This window comes from Curtobacterium sp. PhB137 (assembly GCF_003814955.1).
Taxonomy (GTDB): Bacteria; Actinomycetota; Actinomycetes; order Actinomycetales; family Microbacteriaceae; genus Curtobacterium.
Genome location: NZ_RKQO01000004.1, coordinates 1,195,764 through 1,212,295, shown reverse-complemented (window position 1 = coordinate 1,212,295; position 16,532 = coordinate 1,195,764). Strand labels below are relative to the sequence as shown.

At 71.3% G+C, this 16,532-nt stretch carries 17 protein-coding genes; 10 read left to right on the top strand and 7 right to left on the bottom strand.

Annotation, left to right across the window (positions count from 1 at the left end; all coding sequences use genetic code 11):
* The first annotated feature begins 8 nt into the window (after positions 1-8).
* From EDF28_RS06205 to EDF28_RS06195, 3 genes are all read left to right on the top strand, one after another.
* Positions 9-764, top strand: coding sequence for a hypothetical protein (locus EDF28_RS06205; RefSeq protein WP_111085562.1), 756 nt, complete (start codon positions 9-11; stop codon positions 762-764).
* Between the two features lie 54 nt (positions 765-818).
* Positions 819-1,064 carry a DUF3072 domain-containing protein gene (locus tag EDF28_RS06200; protein ID WP_123937528.1) on the top strand — a complete coding sequence of 82 codons (246 nt, stop codon included), beginning with the start codon at positions 819-821 and terminating at the stop codon, positions 1,062-1,064.
* Positions 1,065-1,173: 109 nt separating this feature from the next.
* A complete protein-coding gene (locus EDF28_RS06195) occupies positions 1,174-1,614 on the top strand; it encodes a DoxX family protein (protein ID WP_123671966.1) in 441 nt (146 codons plus the stop codon).
* Positions 1,615-1,714: 100 nt separating this feature from the next.
* On the opposite strand, the gene EDF28_RS06190 is transcribed toward EDF28_RS06195, so the two are convergent.
* Positions 1,715-2,830 carry an NAD(P)-binding domain-containing protein gene (locus EDF28_RS06190; RefSeq protein WP_123937527.1) on the bottom strand — a complete coding sequence of 372 codons (1,116 nt, stop codon included), beginning with the start codon at positions 2,828-2,830 and terminating at the stop codon, positions 1,715-1,717.
* A 158-nt stretch (positions 2,831-2,988) separates the two neighbouring features.
* Between EDF28_RS06190 and EDF28_RS06185 the strand changes: the two genes are divergently transcribed.
* Entirely contained in the window at positions 2,989-3,207 is a 219-nt protein-coding gene (locus tag EDF28_RS06185; RefSeq protein ID WP_111085566.1) for a DUF3073 domain-containing protein, read from the top strand.
* Between the two features lie 242 nt (positions 3,208-3,449).
* Here the strand turns inward: EDF28_RS06185 and purM are convergent, their stop codons facing one another.
* Complete coding sequence (gene purM, locus EDF28_RS06180; protein WP_123937526.1) at positions 3,450-4,547, bottom strand: phosphoribosylformylglycinamidine cyclo-ligase; 1,098 nt, start codon at positions 4,545-4,547, stop codon at positions 3,450-3,452.
* A 73-nt stretch (positions 4,548-4,620) separates the two neighbouring features.
* On the opposite strand from purM, the gene purF reads away from it, so the two are divergent.
* The gene (gene purF, locus EDF28_RS06175) at positions 4,621-6,078 is read left to right on the top strand and encodes an amidophosphoribosyltransferase (protein ID WP_111085568.1); all 1,458 of its coding nucleotides are present in this window, start codon (positions 4,621-4,623) and stop codon (positions 6,076-6,078) included.
* Positions 6,079-6,161: 83 nt separating this feature from the next.
* Here purF and EDF28_RS06170 read toward each other — a convergent pair whose 3' ends face one another.
* Positions 6,162-6,557, bottom strand: a complete 396-nt coding sequence (locus tag EDF28_RS06170; RefSeq protein ID WP_111085569.1) for a hypothetical protein — start codon at positions 6,555-6,557, stop codon at positions 6,162-6,164.
* 204 nt (positions 6,558-6,761) lie between these two features.
* Between EDF28_RS06170 and EDF28_RS06165 the strand changes: the two genes are divergently transcribed.
* The gene (locus EDF28_RS06165) at positions 6,762-9,251 is read left to right on the top strand and encodes a LuxR C-terminal-related transcriptional regulator (RefSeq protein ID WP_123937525.1); all 2,490 of its coding nucleotides are present in this window, start codon (positions 6,762-6,764) and stop codon (positions 9,249-9,251) included.
* A gap of 270 nt (positions 9,252-9,521) precedes the next feature.
* On the opposite strand, the gene EDF28_RS06160 is transcribed toward EDF28_RS06165, so the two are convergent.
* A complete protein-coding gene (locus tag EDF28_RS06160) occupies positions 9,522-9,884 on the bottom strand; it encodes a sterol carrier family protein (RefSeq protein WP_123293847.1) in 363 nt (120 codons plus the stop codon).
* A gap of 57 nt (positions 9,885-9,941) precedes the next feature.
* Here EDF28_RS06160 and purD point away from each other — a divergent pair, with 57 nt between their 5' ends.
* The 3 genes from purD to EDF28_RS06145 all read left to right on the top strand — a co-directional run bounded on the left by purD (position 9,942) and on the right by EDF28_RS06145 (position 12,648).
* Positions 9,942-11,210 carry a phosphoribosylamine--glycine ligase gene (gene purD, locus EDF28_RS06155; RefSeq protein ID WP_123937524.1) on the top strand — a complete coding sequence of 423 codons (1,269 nt, stop codon included), beginning with the start codon at positions 9,942-9,944 and terminating at the stop codon, positions 11,208-11,210.
* Positions 11,207-12,076 carry a phosphoribosylaminoimidazolesuccinocarboxamide synthase gene (locus EDF28_RS06150; RefSeq protein WP_123937523.1) on the top strand — a complete coding sequence of 290 codons (870 nt, stop codon included), beginning with the start codon at positions 11,207-11,209 and terminating at the stop codon, positions 12,074-12,076. Before purD ends, EDF28_RS06150 begins: the two co-directional genes overlap by 4 nt.
* A 62-nt stretch (positions 12,077-12,138) precedes the next feature.
* The gene (locus EDF28_RS06145) at positions 12,139-12,648 is read left to right on the top strand and encodes an RES family NAD+ phosphorylase (RefSeq protein ID WP_123937522.1); all 510 of its coding nucleotides are present in this window, start codon (positions 12,139-12,141) and stop codon (positions 12,646-12,648) included.
* Here the strand turns inward: EDF28_RS06145 and EDF28_RS06140 are convergent.
* Both EDF28_RS06140 and EDF28_RS06135 read right to left on the bottom strand, forming a co-directional pair.
* A protein-coding gene (locus EDF28_RS06140; protein ID WP_395874939.1) for an IS5 family transposase occupies positions 12,645-13,500 on the bottom strand; the annotation gives its coding sequence in 2 pieces (ribosomal slippage) (positions 12,645-13,181 and positions 13,183-13,500; 855 coding nt in all). The two genes, EDF28_RS06145 and EDF28_RS06140, sit on opposite strands and share 4 nt — an antisense overlap.
* Before the next feature lie 346 nt (positions 13,501-13,846).
* The gene (locus EDF28_RS06135; RefSeq protein WP_123937521.1) at positions 13,847-15,052 is read right to left on the bottom strand and encodes a PP2C family protein-serine/threonine phosphatase; all 1,206 of its coding nucleotides are present in this window, start codon (positions 15,050-15,052) and stop codon (positions 13,847-13,849) included.
* A 141-nt stretch (positions 15,053-15,193) separates the two neighbouring features.
* On the opposite strand from EDF28_RS06135, the gene EDF28_RS06130 reads away from it, so the two are divergent.
* Entirely contained in the window at positions 15,194-15,514 is a 321-nt protein-coding gene (locus EDF28_RS06130; protein WP_123937520.1) for a hypothetical protein, read from the top strand.
* A 12-nt stretch (positions 15,515-15,526) separates the two neighbouring features.
* On the opposite strand, the gene EDF28_RS06125 is transcribed toward EDF28_RS06130, so the two are convergent.
* Entirely contained in the window at positions 15,527-16,390 is an 864-nt protein-coding gene (locus EDF28_RS06125; RefSeq protein WP_123937519.1) for a helix-turn-helix transcriptional regulator, read from the bottom strand.
* Positions 16,391-16,532: the final 142 nt, after the last annotated feature.

Below are 16,532 nucleotides of genomic sequence, written 5' to 3'. Positions count from 1 at the left end.
CTGACGTCATGACGATCACCGACCTGCGGACGTTCGCCACGTTCGACGGCCACGGCGGCAAGGTGTCGAAGCGCGTCGAGGTGCTGGACCACGAGCCCGTCGCGGGCAGCCGCCACGAAGGACTCGTCGCGGTGCGCGGCGAACACCCCCTGGGTGCGCTCGACGAGCGCGCCGCCGACGAGTCGGCAGCGCTGTCGCGCGGCGTCCCCAGCGTCGGGTGGGTCGACCCGTCGACGCTGCGCGACTGGTACCGCCCGGACCGCGTGGTCATCACCCGGCTCGAGGCGCGGCAGTCCGGCATCGAGCCCGGTCTCTACGCCGATTCGCGCGGTCGCGGACGGGTCCGGATCGACGGCCTGGAGGCACGGCTCGCCCCCGACGGTCGGCCCGCCTTCCGCGCACTGGCCGGTTCCGAGGCGCCCTGGGTGGTCGACGTCCCCCTGCCGACGGACCAGGCGGTGCGGCTCGTGGCGGTCGCCGAGGTCGACGAGGGCTTCGAGGTCGTGACCGCTCCGGTGTCCCCGTTCCTGCAGCCCGGCGAGTACGCGGCGTACGACGACGACGTCCCCGGTCTGCCCCCGCGGCCGTCCAGCGGCCGGGTCGTGGTGTCCGCGACCGTGCTGCTCGACGGCTCGCTGCACGAGGTCGAGCGGATCGACGAGCAGGCCGCGACGATCTGGGTCCGTCGCGAGGGACGGACCGTGCCGATCGCCACGAGTGCGGTCGGCCCGGACCTGGTGCGGTACTCGGCCACGCCGGTCTGACGGGGGACACACCGTCTGCGGGGTGCGTCGGAGGTGCGGCGTAGCGTCCTCGGCATGAGTGATGCAGAAGAGACCCTCGGCGGCGCCCGTCCGGACCCGTCGACCGACGCGAGGAAGGACCCCGAGCAGTGGGTCACCGGTGACGAGCCGATGACCGGACCCCAGCGCAGCTACCTCGACACCCTGGCCCGTGAAGCCGGCGAGGAGCTCTCCGCTGACCTGACCAAGGCCGAGGCCTCGGAGCACATCGACCGCCTGCAGCAGCAGACCGGCCGCGGCACCGACACCACGGGTTCCTGAGAGCGGGTCCGCCCTTCGGCGGACCCCAGCCTGGGCATGTTCTGGTGATGTCCGGGCAGACCCCCGGACGAGGGGCATCGATGACGTGTCACCGGTTAGCTTCGTGGCCATGCGAACGACATCGACCTCCATCGGCCTGACCGCGCTCCGCATCGTCCTCGGGGTGGTGTTCATCGCCCACGGCGCGCAGAAGTTCGCCCAGGGCATCCCGAACGTGGCCCAGGGCTTCTCCGGCATGGGTGTCCCGCTCGCCGACGTCGCCGCGCCCCTGGTGGCGGGCCTCGAACTCGTCGGCGGCGTGCTGCTCGTGCTCGGCGTCGCGACCCGCGTCGTGGGCGTCCTGCTCGCCGTCGACATGGTCGTCGCGGGGCTGCTCGCGCACGCGTCGTCCGGCTTCTACTCGCAGGACGGCGGCTTCGAGTACGTGCTCGTCCTGGCGGTCGGTTCGCTCGTCGTGGCGCTGACCGGCCCGGGGCGGTTCTCGCTCGACGCCGTGTTCCTGGCGTCGTCCCGTCGCCGTCGTGGCGTGCAGGAGCCCCTGCCCGCCTGACCCGCCCTGCGCCGCCCTGCGCCCCTGGTGCGAGGTTGATCACTCGGTGCGCCGAAAGAACCTCGCACCGGGTGGTCAACCTCGCACCAGGCGGAGCGGCTCAGGCGGCGGCGAGCACGTCCATCACCTGGCGGGCGATGAGCCGTCCGGCCCGGTTCGCCCCGATCGTCGACGCCTGCGGCCCGTAGCCCGCCAGGAACAACCGCGGCTCGTCGACCGAGCGCCCGTCCGCCACGACGACCCCGCCGGCCGCGGTCCGCAGGTGCAGCGGCGCGAGGTGCCGCAGGTCGGCCCGGAACCCGGTCGCCCAGAGCACCGCGTCGGCGTGCACGTGCGTGCCGTCGGCCGTCACCACGCCGGTCTCGTCCATCCGCGTGAACATCGGCTGGTCGCGCAGGACCCCGCGGTCGATGCCCGCGCGGATCCGCCGCGAGACCGGCACGCCCGTGCCGCTCACGATGCTCGGCAGCACCTCGCCGGCACGGGCGGCACGGTCCTGCTCGTCGACCGCTGCGACCGCCGACTCGAGGTCGAGCGACGACGAGTCCGCCCACACCATCGGCCGTCGGGTGAACCAGTGGGTCGACCGGGCGACGCCGTCGAGTTCGAGCAGGAAACCGATGGCACTCGTCCCGCCGCCGACCACGACGACGTCCTGCCGGGCGAACTCCGCGGCGCTGCGGTACTCGGTCGTGTCGAGCTGTCGTCCGCGGAACGCGCCTCGGCCCGGGTACCACGGCACGAACGGCGTGCCCCACGTGCCCGATGCGTTCACCACGACGTCGGCGCGGATCCGGGTCTCGGTGCCGTCGGCGGAGCGGGTCGTGACGCACAGTCGGCCGTCCTCGGTGCGCGAGACCGACGGCACCGAGACCGGACGCCGGACCCGCAGGTCGTGGTGCTGCTCGAACCGCCGGTAGTACTCCCCCACGACGTCCCGGGCGGGTCGTGACCGATCGGCGTCGTCGAACTGGAGCCCCATCGCCCGCATCCCCGGCAGGTCGTGCACGCGGTGCGCCGCGCCGAGCCGCAGGGCCTCCCACCGGAACTGCCAGGCACCACCCGTGCTCGGGGCACGATCGAGCAGCACCAGGTCGGTGCCGGGCACGAGCCCCAGGCGGCGCAGGTGGTATCCCACCGACAGTCCGGCCTGCCCCGCACCGATGACGACGACACGGGCGGACTGGTCGACTGGGTTCTCGAGGGGTTCGGTCATCACTTCGATTCTCCTGTGCGCGGAGCCGTCGCGGCGACGTCCAGATCGAGGTACATGGTAGAGTGATCGGCAGATTTCAAACCACGAACCGTCTGGTTCCCCGAGTGATCTTCCGTCATTCGCCAGGACCGGACCAGAGCCGAACGAGGGGGTCACGCATGGGGCGCGGCCGTCAAAAGGCGAAGCACACCAAGGTCGCCCGTGAGCTGAAGTACTTCAGCCCGCAGACGAACTACGGTGCACTCGAGCAGGAGCTCTCCGCCGGACAACACTCCGATGACGATCTTGTCGACCGCTGGGCGGACCAGTACGGTCCCGAAGCGGCAGACGAATCCGACGAGTTCGAGACCGAAGCGGACCAGAACAAGTCCGCCTGACCGGCACAGCCGTCACGCCGCGCGCCTCCGGGCAGCGCGGCGTTTCTGCGTGCCCACGCGGATGACGCGGACCGGTCACGACTCCCCACGCGGGGAATGCCGAGTGGTCACGAAGTGCCACCCGCGGCCGGACCGAGCGGCACTTCGTGACCGCTCGGCGGACACCTGACGGCAGGTCGTGCGGCCTGGAGGCACGACGAACGCCCGCCATGCGGCCTGCGTGACGGGCGTGGCCGGCTCGCTCAGGCGGCGTAGCTCCCGACGAGCCGCACGGCACCGCCGTCGACGCCCTTGGCGCCCTGCTCGAAGCCGGTCAGGTCGCGGGCCGACGTGGCGATCGTGCCGACGGGCCACGCGGGCATCCCGGCCACGCCGAGCGACTCGATGACGTCCACCGCGGCGCTGGCGGACACCACGGCGAACATGCCGATGCCCAGGTTCCAGGTGCCCTCGGTGTCCTCGATCGGCGTGCCGGCCATGTCGGCGAGCACGCGGAAGACCGGAAGCGGCTGCCAGGTCGAGCGGTCGACCTCGATCCACGAGCCGACGGGCAGCACGCGCGCCAGGTTCGCCGCGATGCCACCACCGGTCACGTGCGACAGGGAGTGCACGGCGCCCGGGTGCTGCTCGAGCAGCTCCAGCAGCGGCGTCGTGTACAGGCGGGTGGGCTCGAGCAGGGCTTCGCCGACCGAGACGCCGCCGAACTCGGCCAGCTGGTCGGTGTACCCGACCCCGCGCGACGCCAGGATGTGCCGGACGAGCGAGTACCCGTTCGAGTGCAGCCCGGACGACTCGATGGCGAGCACGACGTCGCCGTCCTGCACCAGGTGGGCACCGAGCTGCGAACCGGCCTCGACGACACCGGTCGCGGCACCGGCCACGTCGTAGTCGTCCGGGCCGAGCAGCCCGGGGTGCTCGGCGGTCTCGCCACCGACCAGCGCGGTGCCCGTCGCCGAGCAGCCGCGGGCGATCCCGGCGACGATGTCGGCGATGCGGTTCGGCACGACGCGCCCGCAGGCGATGTAGTCGGTCATGAACAGCGGCTTCGCACCGACCACCACGATGTCGTCGACGACCATGCCGACCAGGTCCTGCCCGATGGTGTCGTGCTTGTCGATCGCCTGGGCGATGGCGACCTTGGTGCCGACGCCGTCGGTCGAGGTCGCGAGCAACGGGTGTGAGAAGTCCTTCAGGAAGGACACGTCGTAGAGTCCGGCGAAGCCGCCCACGCCGCCCAGCACGTGGCTGTTGTGCGTCGCCGCGACTGCGGACTTCATGAGTTCGACGGCCAGGTCACCGGCAGCGGTGTCCACTCCGGCTTCGGCGTACGGGTTGGGCATGCGGAGTCCTTCGCGGTGACATGGCAGACTTGTTCGGTACCCCCCGATTCTACGGTCTGGAGCACACCCGCGAATGTGCGGCATCGTCGGCCTCGTTGCACAGGGCCCCGCCAACCAATCCATCTACGACGCACTGCTCCTCCTGCAGCACCGCGGGCAGGACTCGACGGGCATCGCCACGGTCGAGGGTCACGTGCACCACATGCACAAGACCCGCGGCCACGTGCGGGAGTCGTTCCGAACCCGTGACATGCGCGCCCTCCTCGGCACCATGGGCCTCGGCCACGTGCGCTACGCCACCAAGGGCGCGGCGAGCAACGAGGAAGAAGCGCAGCCGTTCTACGTGAACGCGCCCTACGGCATCGTCCTCGTCCACAACGGCAACCTCACCAACACGCGGGAACTGACGCGTGAACTGTTCGACATCGACCGTCGGCACCTCAACACCACGTCGGACACCGAGCTCCTGGTGAACGTGCTGGCGCACGAGCTGCAGGGACAGGTCCGCGGCACGGACCTCGATCCCGGGCAGGTCTTCGACGCCGTCGAGCGCGTGCACGAGCGGGTCGAGGGCTCGTACGCCACGATCGCCACGATCGCCGGCCACGGGCTCCTGGCCTTCCGCGACCCGTTCGGCATCCGGCCGCTCATCCTCGGCCACAAGTTCGACGAGGCCGGCCAGCCCGAGTGGGTCGTCGCGAGCGAGTCGCTGGTGCTCGAGTCCGGCGGCTACGAGATCGTGCGCGACGTCGCCCCGGGCGAGGCGATCTTCATCGAGATGAACGGGCAGATGCACGCCCGGCAGTGTGCGAAGAACCCGCGGCTCGTGCCGTGTTCGTTCGAGTACGTGTACCTGGCTCGTCCCGACTCGGTCATGAACGGCATCTCGGTCTACGACGCCCGCCTGCGCCTCGGCAACCGGCTGGCGGACACAATCGAGCAGTACGCGCCGACCGGTGACATCGACGTCGTGATGCCGATCCCGGACTCGTCCCGACCGGCTGCCATGCAGGTCGCACGGAAGCTCGGCATCGAGTACCGCGAGGGCTTCTACAAGAACCGCTACGTCGGCCGGACGTTCATCATGCCGGGCCAGGCGGAGCGCAAGCGGTCCGTCCGACAGAAGCTCAACGCGATGTCGTCGGAGTTCAAGGGCAAGAACATCCTGATCGTCGACGACTCGATCGTGCGCGGCACGACGAGCAAGGAGATCGTGGAGATGGCCCGCGCCGCCGGTGCGAACGAGGTCACCTTCACGAGTGCCGCTCCCCCGGTCCGGTTCCCGCACGTCTACGGCATCAACATGCCGACGCGCGACGAGCTCATCGCGCACGACCGGAAGATCCCGGAGATCAACCGCGTGCTCGGCAGTGATCACCTGATCTACCAGGAGATCGGCGACATGCGGGACGCCATCATCGAGGGCTCCGACGTGACCGACCTCGAGATGAGCTGCTTCACGGGCGAGTACGTCACGGGCACCGTGAGCCCGGAGTACCTGTCCTGGGTCGAGGCGAACCAGCTCAGCTAGGTCGCGTCCGAGACGCACCCACCTGACAGACGGGAGGCCCGTGGCGGTGTCGCCACGGGCCTCCCGTCTGGAAGCGGTTGCGGCTACGGCCGCTGGTCGCCGTGCTCGTCGATCTCGCCGTCGACCGTCTCGGGCGGCAGCTCGACCTCGACACGCTCCGCCGTCAGGCGGGCCGCGCGCCGGGCGAAGACCCGGTCGAACACGACGGCGACGACCGCGCCGACGAAGGCGCCGATCGTGACGCCCCACAGGCTGAAGTAGCCCACCAGGCTGCCGAAGCTCGACTCCTCCTGCTGGCCACCGAGGTTCATGGTGAGCGAGACGACGATCAGGGTCGCGATGAACCCGAGCACCGCACCGCCGACGATGAACACCCCGAACTTCGGGGCACGACGGATCGTGACCTCGTCGGAGGTGGAGACGGCGTTCGGCGCAGGGGCCGGGACCGGCTGGTCGTCGGGTCGATCGGTGTTGCTCACCCACCCATTGTCCCCCACTGTGGGACGTCTCCCGGCCTGTCCGCGCAGTCCGATCCAGGAGAGGATGATCCGTACGCGTTGGTATCCCAAGGGCTGGAGGTGACACGGATGCGAGAACGGACCGTACGGGGGCGAGGTCGCACCCCGAGCACCCCGGCGCGCGTGACCTGGCCCGTGATGCAACGCCACGAAGAGGACCGTGCCGTGTCCGTCGTCGCAGAGCACCAGTGGAGCGTCGCGCTCGTCGGCGCCCCGGGTCTCGGCAAGAGCACCGTCGCCGCCCGCGTCACCGACCGCGTCGCCGGACGGGACGCCACCGGGCGCACGGTCGTGGTGCCCATCACCGCCGTCGCCTCCGGGCGGTCGATGCCCTTCGGCGCGATCTCGGACCGCTTCGGCGAGCTGCCGGCGACCCTGTCCGAACTGTCCGACGACGCCGGGGCCGAGCAGCGCCTCCGGGCGATCGCCGACCTGGCGGACCGCGACGTCCTGCTGCGCGTCGACGACGCCGACCACCTCGACGCGATCTCCGCCCGGTACGTGGCGTGGCTCGTCCGGCACCAGGGTGCGCGACTCGTCCTGACCTGCCGTGACTTCACCGCGCTGCCGGAACCGCTCCGCGCCCTGTGGCAGGACGACCTGCTCGAGCGCATCGACCTCGAGCCGCTCACCCTGCGCGAGACGTCGGCCCTGGTGGCCGAGGCACTCGGCTCGCAGCTCGAGAACGCCTCGGCCGAACGAGTGCACCGCGCGACCGCCGGCAACCCGCTCTACCTGCGTGAGGTCGTCCGCGCCGCTCGCACTTCAGGTGCGCTCGAGCACACGGCCTCCGGGTGGTACTGGCGCGGCCGGGTGACGGCGTCGAACAGCCTCGCCGACATGTACCGGACGGAGCTCGGCTCGTTGCCGGAGGACCTGCGCGACGTCGTCGACATCGTGGCACTGGCCGACCCGATCCCGCTCGCGCGGCTGCTCGGCCTGGTCAGCGGCGGCGACGTCGACCGCGTGGTCGCGCTCGGGCTGGTCCGGATCGACTCGCTCGACGACGGCGCCGCGGTGGCCCGTCCGCAGCACCCGCTCGTCGGCGACGTGATCCGCGGCCTGGTACCGGTCGCCCGCCGCACGGCACTCTTCGCCCGCGCGAACGCCTTCCGCACCGACAGTCCCGAGGGCGCCCCGCCCGCCGCACGCTTGCGGTCGGCGCTCTGGGCGCTCGACTGCGGTGTCGTGCCCCCGGTCGAGCAGCTGCTCGACGCGGCGCAGGTCGCGGTGCGGCTGCAGGAGCACGAGAGCGCGATCGCCCTGGCCTCAGCAGCGCTCCGGCGGACACTGCACCCGAACGAGCAGGTCGCCGCGCGCTGCCTGCGGTCGCTGGCGTACTCGTACACCGACGGGCGCGAGGCCGGTCGCGCCGACGCCGAGGCTGCCTGGGCCGTCGCCCGCGCGGACCCCGGCACGGTGGACGACGCCCTCGTGGTCGAGGCCTGCGAGATCCTCGCCAACATCCGGCAGTTCCACGACGACGACGTGCTGGCAGCGGTCGCGCTCACCGACGTCGCCAGCCGGCTGGTGTCCGGCGACGCGGTCGAACGGCTCCGCCTGCTGCGACTCGCACACCTCGGGTGGGGCGGACGGTTCGACGAGGTGCGGGCCGAACTCGAGCACAGCGGCATCGTGCACGCCCCGACCATCCCGTTCGCGTTCCTGTGCGTCGCCCCCTGCGCGATCATGGCGCTCGCCACGGCCGGCCGGCTCGACGACGCCTCGGCCCTCGGTCACCGGGCACTGGCAACCGCGATCGAGCACCTCGAGGACGCACCGTGGAGCGTCGGCGAGATCTTTTCAGTGCTGCACCAGGTGCAGGTCTGGCGCGGCGACCTCGCCGACCTGCTCACCGAGGTGCCGGTCCGCCGGTCGAACCCGTACCTGAAGTACGACTTCACCCTCGAGCTCATCGGCGACGGCAACCTCGCAATCGGCCAACGGCGCTGGGACGACGCGATCGCGGCGTTCTCGGCTGCCTGCGAGCGGTACGACGTCGCGGACCACGGCGGCTTCGCGGCCTACCCGTGGGCACGACTCGCGATGGCGTACGCCTACGCCGGTCGAACCGAGGACGCGACTCGTGCGCTCGACCGGGCGAGGGCCACCCCGCAGCGGGCGATGCGGATCACGGGCGAGCAGGTCGCGGTGACGATCGCCTGGACCGAGGCGGTGCTCGGCAACCCGGCCGGGCTCCGGCACGCCGACGACATCATCGACCGCGGGACGGCGAGCGGTGGGTGGACGCACGTCATGTACGCGCAGACGCTGCACTACGCGATGGACATGCTGAACGGACGCGAGACCGGTACCTCGCTCGGTCGCATGCGCGAGGCAGCGGCTCGGGTCGACGGTCCGCTCGCCGCGGCCATCGTCGAGTACGCCGACGCCCTGACCGCACGCGACCGGACGCGGGTGATCGCGGCGCAGGGGGTGCTCGCGTCGCACGGCATGGCGGTCACGGCCGGCCGGCCGAAACCACCGCTCACGAACCGCGAGTACCAGGTCGCCGAGCTCGCGGCTCAGGGGTTGAGCAACCGCCTGATCGGCGAGGAGCTCGGGCTCTCGACGCGGACCATCGACGCGCACCTGTCGCGGGTGTTCGGCAAGTGGGACCTGCACGCCCGGTCGGAGCTCGCCGGACTCTTCTGAGTCCACTCGTGACGCAAGAACGTTGCGCATTGCAGCACGACGCGCCGCGGCGGTTGACACGTTGTGTGGAACATCGCGTACCTTGGTCCCTGTCGCCGGGTTCGGACCCGTTCGGGTCGGGTCCGAATCCCGGCGACTTCAAGCGTAGGTTCGCAGTGCATGCGCCCGCATCGGTAGGGACTACCTAATTCGGTTCGACCGGCTAGGTAATCCTCGGTGTGACTCCGGCGTGAGCCGCACCGGCCTCGGTGTGACTCCGCGCGACCCGGACTACGGCGCGACCCGCACCGGCAGGAACGCCGTCAGGTCCGCACGTGAGCCGGAAGCGCTGACGCGTGACTGCGCGACGGCTTCGTCCCAGGTCAGCTCCGCGGTCGCGAGCGCGAGCCACGTCGTGGCGTCCGTCTCGACCACGTTCGGCGGCGTGCCACGGGTGTGGCGCGGGCCGGGGACGGCCTGGACCGCGGCGAACGGCGGCACCCGGACCTCGACGCTGTTGCCCGGCACGTCGTCGGCGAGGCGCTGCAGGGTCCACCGGACGGCCGTCGCGACGGTCGCCCGTGCCGTGTCGCCCTGCTGCACCGCGGTCAGTGCGGCGCGGCCGGCGGCGTCCTCGATCCTCCTGGGTGGCATCTCCACAGGCTAGCCGTCGCCTCGCGGGGGGCGAGTCCTGATCGGTAGGGTGATCGGGTGCGAATCCTCGTCCTCGGTTCCGGTGCCCGCGAGCACGCGATCATCACGGCCCTCCTCGCTGAACAGGCGGGCCACGTCATCACGGCTGCTCCCGGCAACGCCGGCATCGCCGCCGATGTCGAGACCGTCTCCCTCGACCCCACCAACGGCGCACTCGTCGCCGAGTACGCGATCGAGAACGGCGTCGAACTGGTCGTCGTCGGGCCCGAGGCGCCGCTCATCGCCGGTGTGGCCGACCCCGTCCGCACCCGGGGCATCCCGGTCTTCGGGCCGGGCAAGGCCGCCGCGCAGCTCGAGGGCTCGAAGGCCTTCGCCAAGCGCATCATGTCCGAGGCGAACGTGCCCACCGGCCGCCCGGTGTACGCCGGCACGGCGGAAGAGGCCGTCGCCGCGATCGACGAGCTCGGCGCACCGTACGTCGTGAAGGCCGACGGGCTGGCCGCGGGCAAGGGCGTCCTCGTGACCGAGGACCGTCAAGCCGCGATCGACCACGCCACCTACTGGCTGCAGCACGGGCACGTCGTGGTCGAGGAGTTCCTCGACGGCGAAGAGGTCTCGTTGTTCTTCCTGAGCGACGGCCACGACGTCCGCCCGCTCAGCCCCGCGCAGGACTACAAGCGCCTGGCCGACGGGGACCTCGGGCCGAACACAGGCGGCATGGGCGCGTACTCGCCGCTGCCGTGGCTGGCCGATCGTTGGGCGTCCGAGCAGGCCTTCGTCGACGAGGTCACCGAGCTGGTCGCGCTGCCCACCGTCCGTCGCCTCGAGCACGAGGGCACCCCGTTCGTCGGGCTGCTCTACTGCGGGCTCATCGTCACCGAGCAGGGTGTCCGGGTCATCGAGTTCAACGCGCGCTTCGGCGACCCGGAGACCCAGGTCGTCCTCCCCCGCCTGGCGACGCCGCTGAGCGGACTGCTGCTCGCCGCCGCGACGGGACAGCTCGGGGGCACCCCGGCACCCTCGTTCCGTCCGGACGCGGCGGTCACGGTCGTGCTCGCGAGCGAGGGCTACCCGGAGAACCCGCAGACCGGCCGTCCGATCACCGGCATCGACGCCGCGAACGCCCGCGACGGCGTCTCCGTCGCACACGCCGCCACCGGACTGCTCGACGGCTCCCTCGTCGCCACCGGCGGTCGTGTGCTCAGCGTCGTCGCGACCGGGGCCGACTTCGTCCAGGCGCGGGAGCGCGCCTACGCGGGCCTCGGCGACATCACCCTGCAGGGCGCGCAGTACCGCACCGACATCGCCGCGAAGGTCACCCGATGAGCGCCGCGCCCGTGATCGAGGGCTGGGACCACGTCTCGTCGGGCAAGGTCCGCGAGCTGTACGTGCCGACCGGCACCGCCGACATCCAGAGTGCGTCCGAGCTGCTGCTCGTGGCGTCCGACCGGGTCAGTGCCTACGACTTCGCGCTCGAGCCACCGATCCCCGGCAAGGGCGAACTGCTCACCCGCTTGTCGCGCTTCTGGTTCACGCAGCTGAGCGACGTGCCGAACCACATCATCGGCCCGTCGTCCGGCGGCACCCCCGTACCGGCCGAGGTCGAGTCGCGGTCGATGCACGTCATGCCGCTCGAGATGTTCCCCGTCGAGTGCGTCGTGCGCGGGTACCTGGTCGGCAGCGGCTGGGCCGAGTACCAGCAGACCGGCAGCGTCTGCGGCGTCGCCCTGCCCGACGGGCTGTCGAACGGCGACCGCTTGCCCGAGCCGATCTACACCCCTGCCTACAAGGCACCGCAGGGCGAGCACGACGAGAACATCTCGTACGAGCAGACTGTCGACCTGGTCGGCGCCGAGGTCGCGGCGACCCTGCGCGACCTGTCGCTGCACGTGTACACCGAGGCGGCGGCGATCGCCCTCGAGCGCGACGTCGTGATCGCGGACACCAAGTTCGAGTTCGGGCAGGACGCCGACGGCCGGATCCGGATCGCGGACGAGGTCCTGACCAGCGACTCGAGCCGGTACTGGGACGCCCGGGCCGACGGTCGGACGGACTCCTTCGACAAGCAGATCGTGCGCGACTGGCTGAGCGCCAACTGGGACCGCCAGGGCACGCCCCCGGTGCTGCCCGAGGCGATCGTGTCCCGCACCGCCGCGCGCTACGCCGAGCTCATCGAGCGCCTCGGCGCCTAGGGCGTGTTGATCAAGCCATCCGTTTGGATCGCGGGGCTCACGCAGAGTGAGATGCTGGCATCGTGACAACCATCGACTCGACATTCGCCCCCGCGATTCGCGGCACCTTCTATCGCGCCATTGATCCGAACTTCCGCGAGTTCGCGATCGCGGGATCACGTTCGGCAGGCCGTTACTCGAGGGCGCACGAACCAACGCTCTATTTGAGCTCATCGGTCGACGGGGTCGAAGCTGCGATGATCGCTCATAAGGACGCCCGGTCGGCCGCGCTGGAGATCATCGAGATCGACGTCGAGGCTTCTCGCATCGTCGACCTGCGCGACGTGAGCGCGCTGGAGTCGGCCGGCATTGACCTCGCTAAGGCCGTAGCTCCCTGGCAAGACATCGCTACCGCCGGAGGAACGCCGTCGTCGTGGACGGTGCGCGACCACCTCCTGGAGGCTGGCGCGAACGGGTTGATCGACCCTTCGCGCAAGAGCCCGGGCCTCTGGCACTTGGTGCTGTTCCGCTGGAACGAGTCCGACGCGCCAACCGTCCGACTGGGCGGGCAACCGGCACCCGCCGCGGACTAGCGCGGAGCGAAACGGTCCGTCTTGATCCAGTTCAGCGTCGTGGCGAGGCTGACGGCGGCGCGGTAGTTACGGGCGAGCTTGTCGGAGCGCATCGCGATGCCACGCCACTGTTTGAGCTTGTTGAAGCAGCGTTCTACGACGTTTCGGCCCTTGTAGCGCTCCTGCTGCTCGTCGCCGAAGTCGATCGGACGGCCCGGCTTTTTGCGGCGGTGCGCGATCTGGTCGTCACGCTCGGGAATCGTCGCCGCGATCCCGCGATCGCGGAGCCAGGCGCGGTTCGCCTTCGACGGGTAGCCCTTGTCAGCCAGCACCCGGTCGGGGCGAGTGCGAGGCCTGCCCTTGCCGTCGCGGGGGACATGGATGTCCTCGAGCACCGCGGTCATCATCGTGGTGTCGTTGATGTTCCCGCCGGTGATCATCATGCCCAGCGGCCTGCCGCGCCCGTCGCAGACCAGGTGCAGCTTGGTCGTCAGGCCGCCGCGGGAGCGGCCGATCCCGTGATCAGGCGGCTCAAACCACGGATTCTTGTGATTTGGCAGCGCCCCCTGTGTCCCGCGCGAGGGTCGCGCCATGCTGATGCACTCGCGCGATCGTCGAGTCGATGGAAACGACCCAGTCGATCTTCCCCGCCGCATCGGCCTGCTTCTGCACCTCGGAGAGCATCTTCTCCCAGGTGCCGTCCTCAGCCCACCGGTTGAACCGCTTATAGATCGAGTTCCACTTCCCGAACCGCTCCGGCACATCCCGCCACGGCGCGCCAGTCCGGTACTTCCAGGCCATCCCCTCCACCGCGAGCCGGTGATCCGTCCACGGCCGCGACCGACCCGACACCCTCGGCATCAACGGTTCCATCACGGCCCACACCTCGTCAGAGATCTCCTGTCGCGTCACCCCTCAAGACTCACCCAGCCGAGCGAGAAACCTCTTGATCAACACGGCCTAGTCGGTTCCTGCTGCGGGCCTGCTGCGCGGGCCCCGAGCGGGCCCCGAGCAGGCCCCGAGCGGGCCCCGACCGGTCACGACACCCCGCTCACGTCCGGCGACCGGTCACGAGCCGTCGTTCAGCCCCCCGGTACCCGACCGTTCGTGACCGTCCGGCGGCGCGCCGACGGCACGTCGTGACCAGTCGACGAGCGACCAGTCCCGACCTGCCGACGACCGGCGTACGGCCTGCCGACGGCCTGCCGACGGCTCGTCGTCAGAGGTCGCGCGCGACCACGACGACGGTCAGGTCGTCGCCCGGGTCGTGGTCGACCGCACGTGACCGCACCCGCTGCAGGAACGTCGCGATGTCCGGCGAGCCGCGGTAGAGCTCCCCGAGCTGCGACAGCGACGCGAGCGTGGAGTCCCACAGCTCGAGCGCGCCGTCGCTCACCACGATGACCACGTCACCCGGACGCATGACGAGCGACCCGGAGGCACGTTCGATGCCCGCGGGGTGCAGCCCGATCGGCAGGTCCGACGACCGCAGGATGCGCTCGGCGCCGTCGTCGCGGAGCTGCAGGACGAGGCCGTGTCCGGCGTCGGTGAAGTCGATCCGGCCGGTCGAGGGCGTGAGCCGGCCGTGGAACATCGTCGCGAACGACTCGGCGCGGCTGAGGTCTGGTGCGACCTGCGCCTCGAGCTCGGCGACGGCGACGTCGGGTGCCAGGTCGCCGCGGGCGAGCAGTGCGCCGCGGATGTTCGCGGCGAGCAGCCCAGCCGACATGCCCTTGCCCATGACGTCCGCCACTGTGAGGTGCACGGCGTCGTCGCCGGAACGGTGCCAGTCGTGGAAGTCGCCGGAGACGACGCCGTGCGGCACCGACAGCCCGGCGATCCGGTAGCCGGGCACGTCGACCGTGCCGGGTTCGAGCCCCGCGAGCACGGACCGCAGGCGGTCCTCGTCAGCGCCGGCTGCCAGTTCCCGTTCGGCCCAGACACCGAGCTCCTGGAGCAGGGCGACCTCGTCGGCGTCGAGGGTCCGCGGTTCCGGATCGATGAGGCAGAGCGTGCCGACCTTGACGTCGTCGTCGCCGAGCCGCAGCGGGACCCCGGCGTAGAAGCGCACGTTCGGGTCGCCGACGACCATCGGCATGTCGGAGTAGCGGGCGTCGATGCGCGCATCCGGCACGAGCACGGCGCCGCGCTCCCCCAGCGTGCGCCCGCAGAAGGTGTCCTGCAGCGGGATGACCGGTCCGAAGTGGCTGTCGCTCTGCTGGGACTTGATGGTCAGCGAGGTCTCGCCCGCCAGGTTCAGGAAGGAGCCGGAGACGCCGAGGGCTTCACGCGCGATGCGGGTGATCCGGTCGAAGCGCTCTTCGGCGCCACCCTCGACCACGTCGAGTGCGGCGAGCAGCGCTGCTCGGCGCACGGCGTCGGGCGCGCCGGTGACTGGGACGGTCGTCGCTGTCTCCGAGTGCATGCACCCACGCTAACGCGCCAACCGGACAGGTCCTGTCCCCACTACGGAGGACGCACCACCCCAGTCCGCGGGGCAGGCGCGCCGAGTGTTCGGCGGCCGACCCTGGTCCGGCGCGGCCCGGTGCCGGACTACCCTGGACGCGTGTCCCGCCGTGTCCTGTCCGCTGTCGCCCTCGCTGCGGCGGCTCTGGTGACGCTCGCGGGGTGCGGCGCCCACGACTCGACCGGCCAGGTCTCGGTCACCGTGTCGGACAACGCCGCCGACCACCCGTACGAGGTCAAGGTCTTCGCGTCGACGGGCAAGCTCTCCGAGCACCAGCGGGTGTTCCCCGGAGGCACCGCGGACTTCGCCGGCGTGCCGCTCGGCAAGGTCACCGTCCGCGCTGGCTCGCTGTGCCCGCAGACGACGACGGTGACGAACGACGCCGTCGCGACGGTCACGCTGACGACGACGGGCTGCTGAGCGCGGCTCGGTTCAGACCGCGCCCGGACGCCGTGCGATCGTCTCGTGCGGCTGCTCGCCGAAGCGTGCGCGGTAGTGGGCGGCGAAGCGCCCGAGGTGCGTGAACTGCCAGCGCCGGGCGACGTCGCTCACCAGCAGCGCGCCCGAACGCGACCGGCCGAGTTCGAGGTGGACCCGGTCGAGCCGGACCTCGCGCAGGTACTGCATCGGCGTCACCGCGAGCCGCCGGCGGAAGAGGTCCTGCACGCCGCGCTCGCTCAGGCCGCACGAGTCCGCGATGTCGCCCACCGAGAGCGGCCGGTCGGCCTGGTCGTGCACGAAGCGGATCGCACGACGCATCCGGTGCTCGACGTCGGACCGCGACGGTGAGAACGTCGACAGCACGACCGTCGCGATGCGTCGGTTCAGGGCGGCCCGCTCGTCGGCCGGCAGCGCGGGGTCGAGGACGCGACCGGTGACGTCGCGGAGCAGTGCTCGGAGGGGTTCGATCCGAGGGTCGGCGGCGTCCGGTTGCCGGAACTCGGCCGCTGGGCCGCCGCCGCGGTCGCCGCCGCGGTCGCCGCCGCCGCCGTCGCGGTCGCCGTCGCCGTCGCGTCCGCCGAGCAACGCCGGCGACAGGTGCAGCAGGGTCATCGCCGTGGCGTCGGTGTCGAAGCCGTACGCGACCGAGGCGGAGAGCATCATCGGGCGTTCGGCGCCGACGTCCCAGCTCGAGCCGTCGTCCGCGGTCAGGCGGGCACGGCCGTCGGCGAGCCAGAAGACCACGTGGTCCGGTCGGGGGCCGATCGTGCCGGAGCGGTGTCCGTGCGTCCCGATGCGCCGGATCGACAGCTCTGCGTCACCCCCGGTCACGTAGTCCATGGGCACAGCGTCCATGGGCACAGCGTCCATCGGAACAGTGCCTCCGCTCACCCCGCTGCGGACGGTCCGACACGGGAATCGGAACGCTACCGCACCGGACGACCGGGGCGGGCAACGACCGCCCCGGACCGCTCAAGGCCGCTCAGGGCAGCTCGGG

What these genes read in the sequence shown, in the direction of transcription:
- EDF28_RS06205 (WP_111085562.1), top strand. Translation starts at nt 9, where the DNA reads ATGACGATCACCGACCTGCGGACGTTCGCCACGTTCGACGGCCACGGC.
- EDF28_RS06195 (WP_123671966.1), top strand. Translation starts at nt 1,174, where the DNA reads ATGCGAACGACATCGACCTCCATCGGCCTGACCGCGCTCCGCATCGTC.
- EDF28_RS06160 (WP_123293847.1), bottom strand. Translation starts at nt 9,884, where the DNA reads ATGCCACCCAGGAGGATCGAGGACGCCGCCGGCCGCGCCGCACTGACC.
- EDF28_RS06200 (WP_123937528.1), top strand. Translation starts at nt 819, where the DNA reads ATGAGTGATGCAGAAGAGACCCTCGGCGGCGCCCGTCCGGACCCGTCG.
- EDF28_RS06135 (WP_123937521.1), bottom strand. Translation starts at nt 15,052, where the DNA reads ATGCACTCGGAGACAGCGACGACCGTCCCAGTCACCGGCGCGCCCGAC.
- EDF28_RS06125 (WP_123937519.1), bottom strand. Translation starts at nt 16,390, where the DNA reads ATGGACGCTGTGCCCATGGACTACGTGACCGGGGGTGACGCAGAGCTG.
- EDF28_RS06190 (WP_123937527.1), bottom strand. Translation starts at nt 2,830, where the DNA reads ATGACCGAACCCCTCGAGAACCCAGTCGACCAGTCCGCCCGTGTCGTC.
- EDF28_RS06185 (WP_111085566.1), top strand. Translation starts at nt 2,989, where the DNA reads ATGGGGCGCGGCCGTCAAAAGGCGAAGCACACCAAGGTCGCCCGTGAG.
- EDF28_RS06150 (WP_123937523.1), top strand. Translation starts at nt 11,207, where the DNA reads ATGAGCGCCGCGCCCGTGATCGAGGGCTGGGACCACGTCTCGTCGGGC.
- purM (WP_123937526.1), bottom strand. Translation starts at nt 4,547, where the DNA reads ATGCCCAACCCGTACGCCGAAGCCGGAGTGGACACCGCTGCCGGTGAC.
- purF (WP_111085568.1), top strand. Translation starts at nt 4,621, where the DNA reads ATGTGCGGCATCGTCGGCCTCGTTGCACAGGGCCCCGCCAACCAATCC.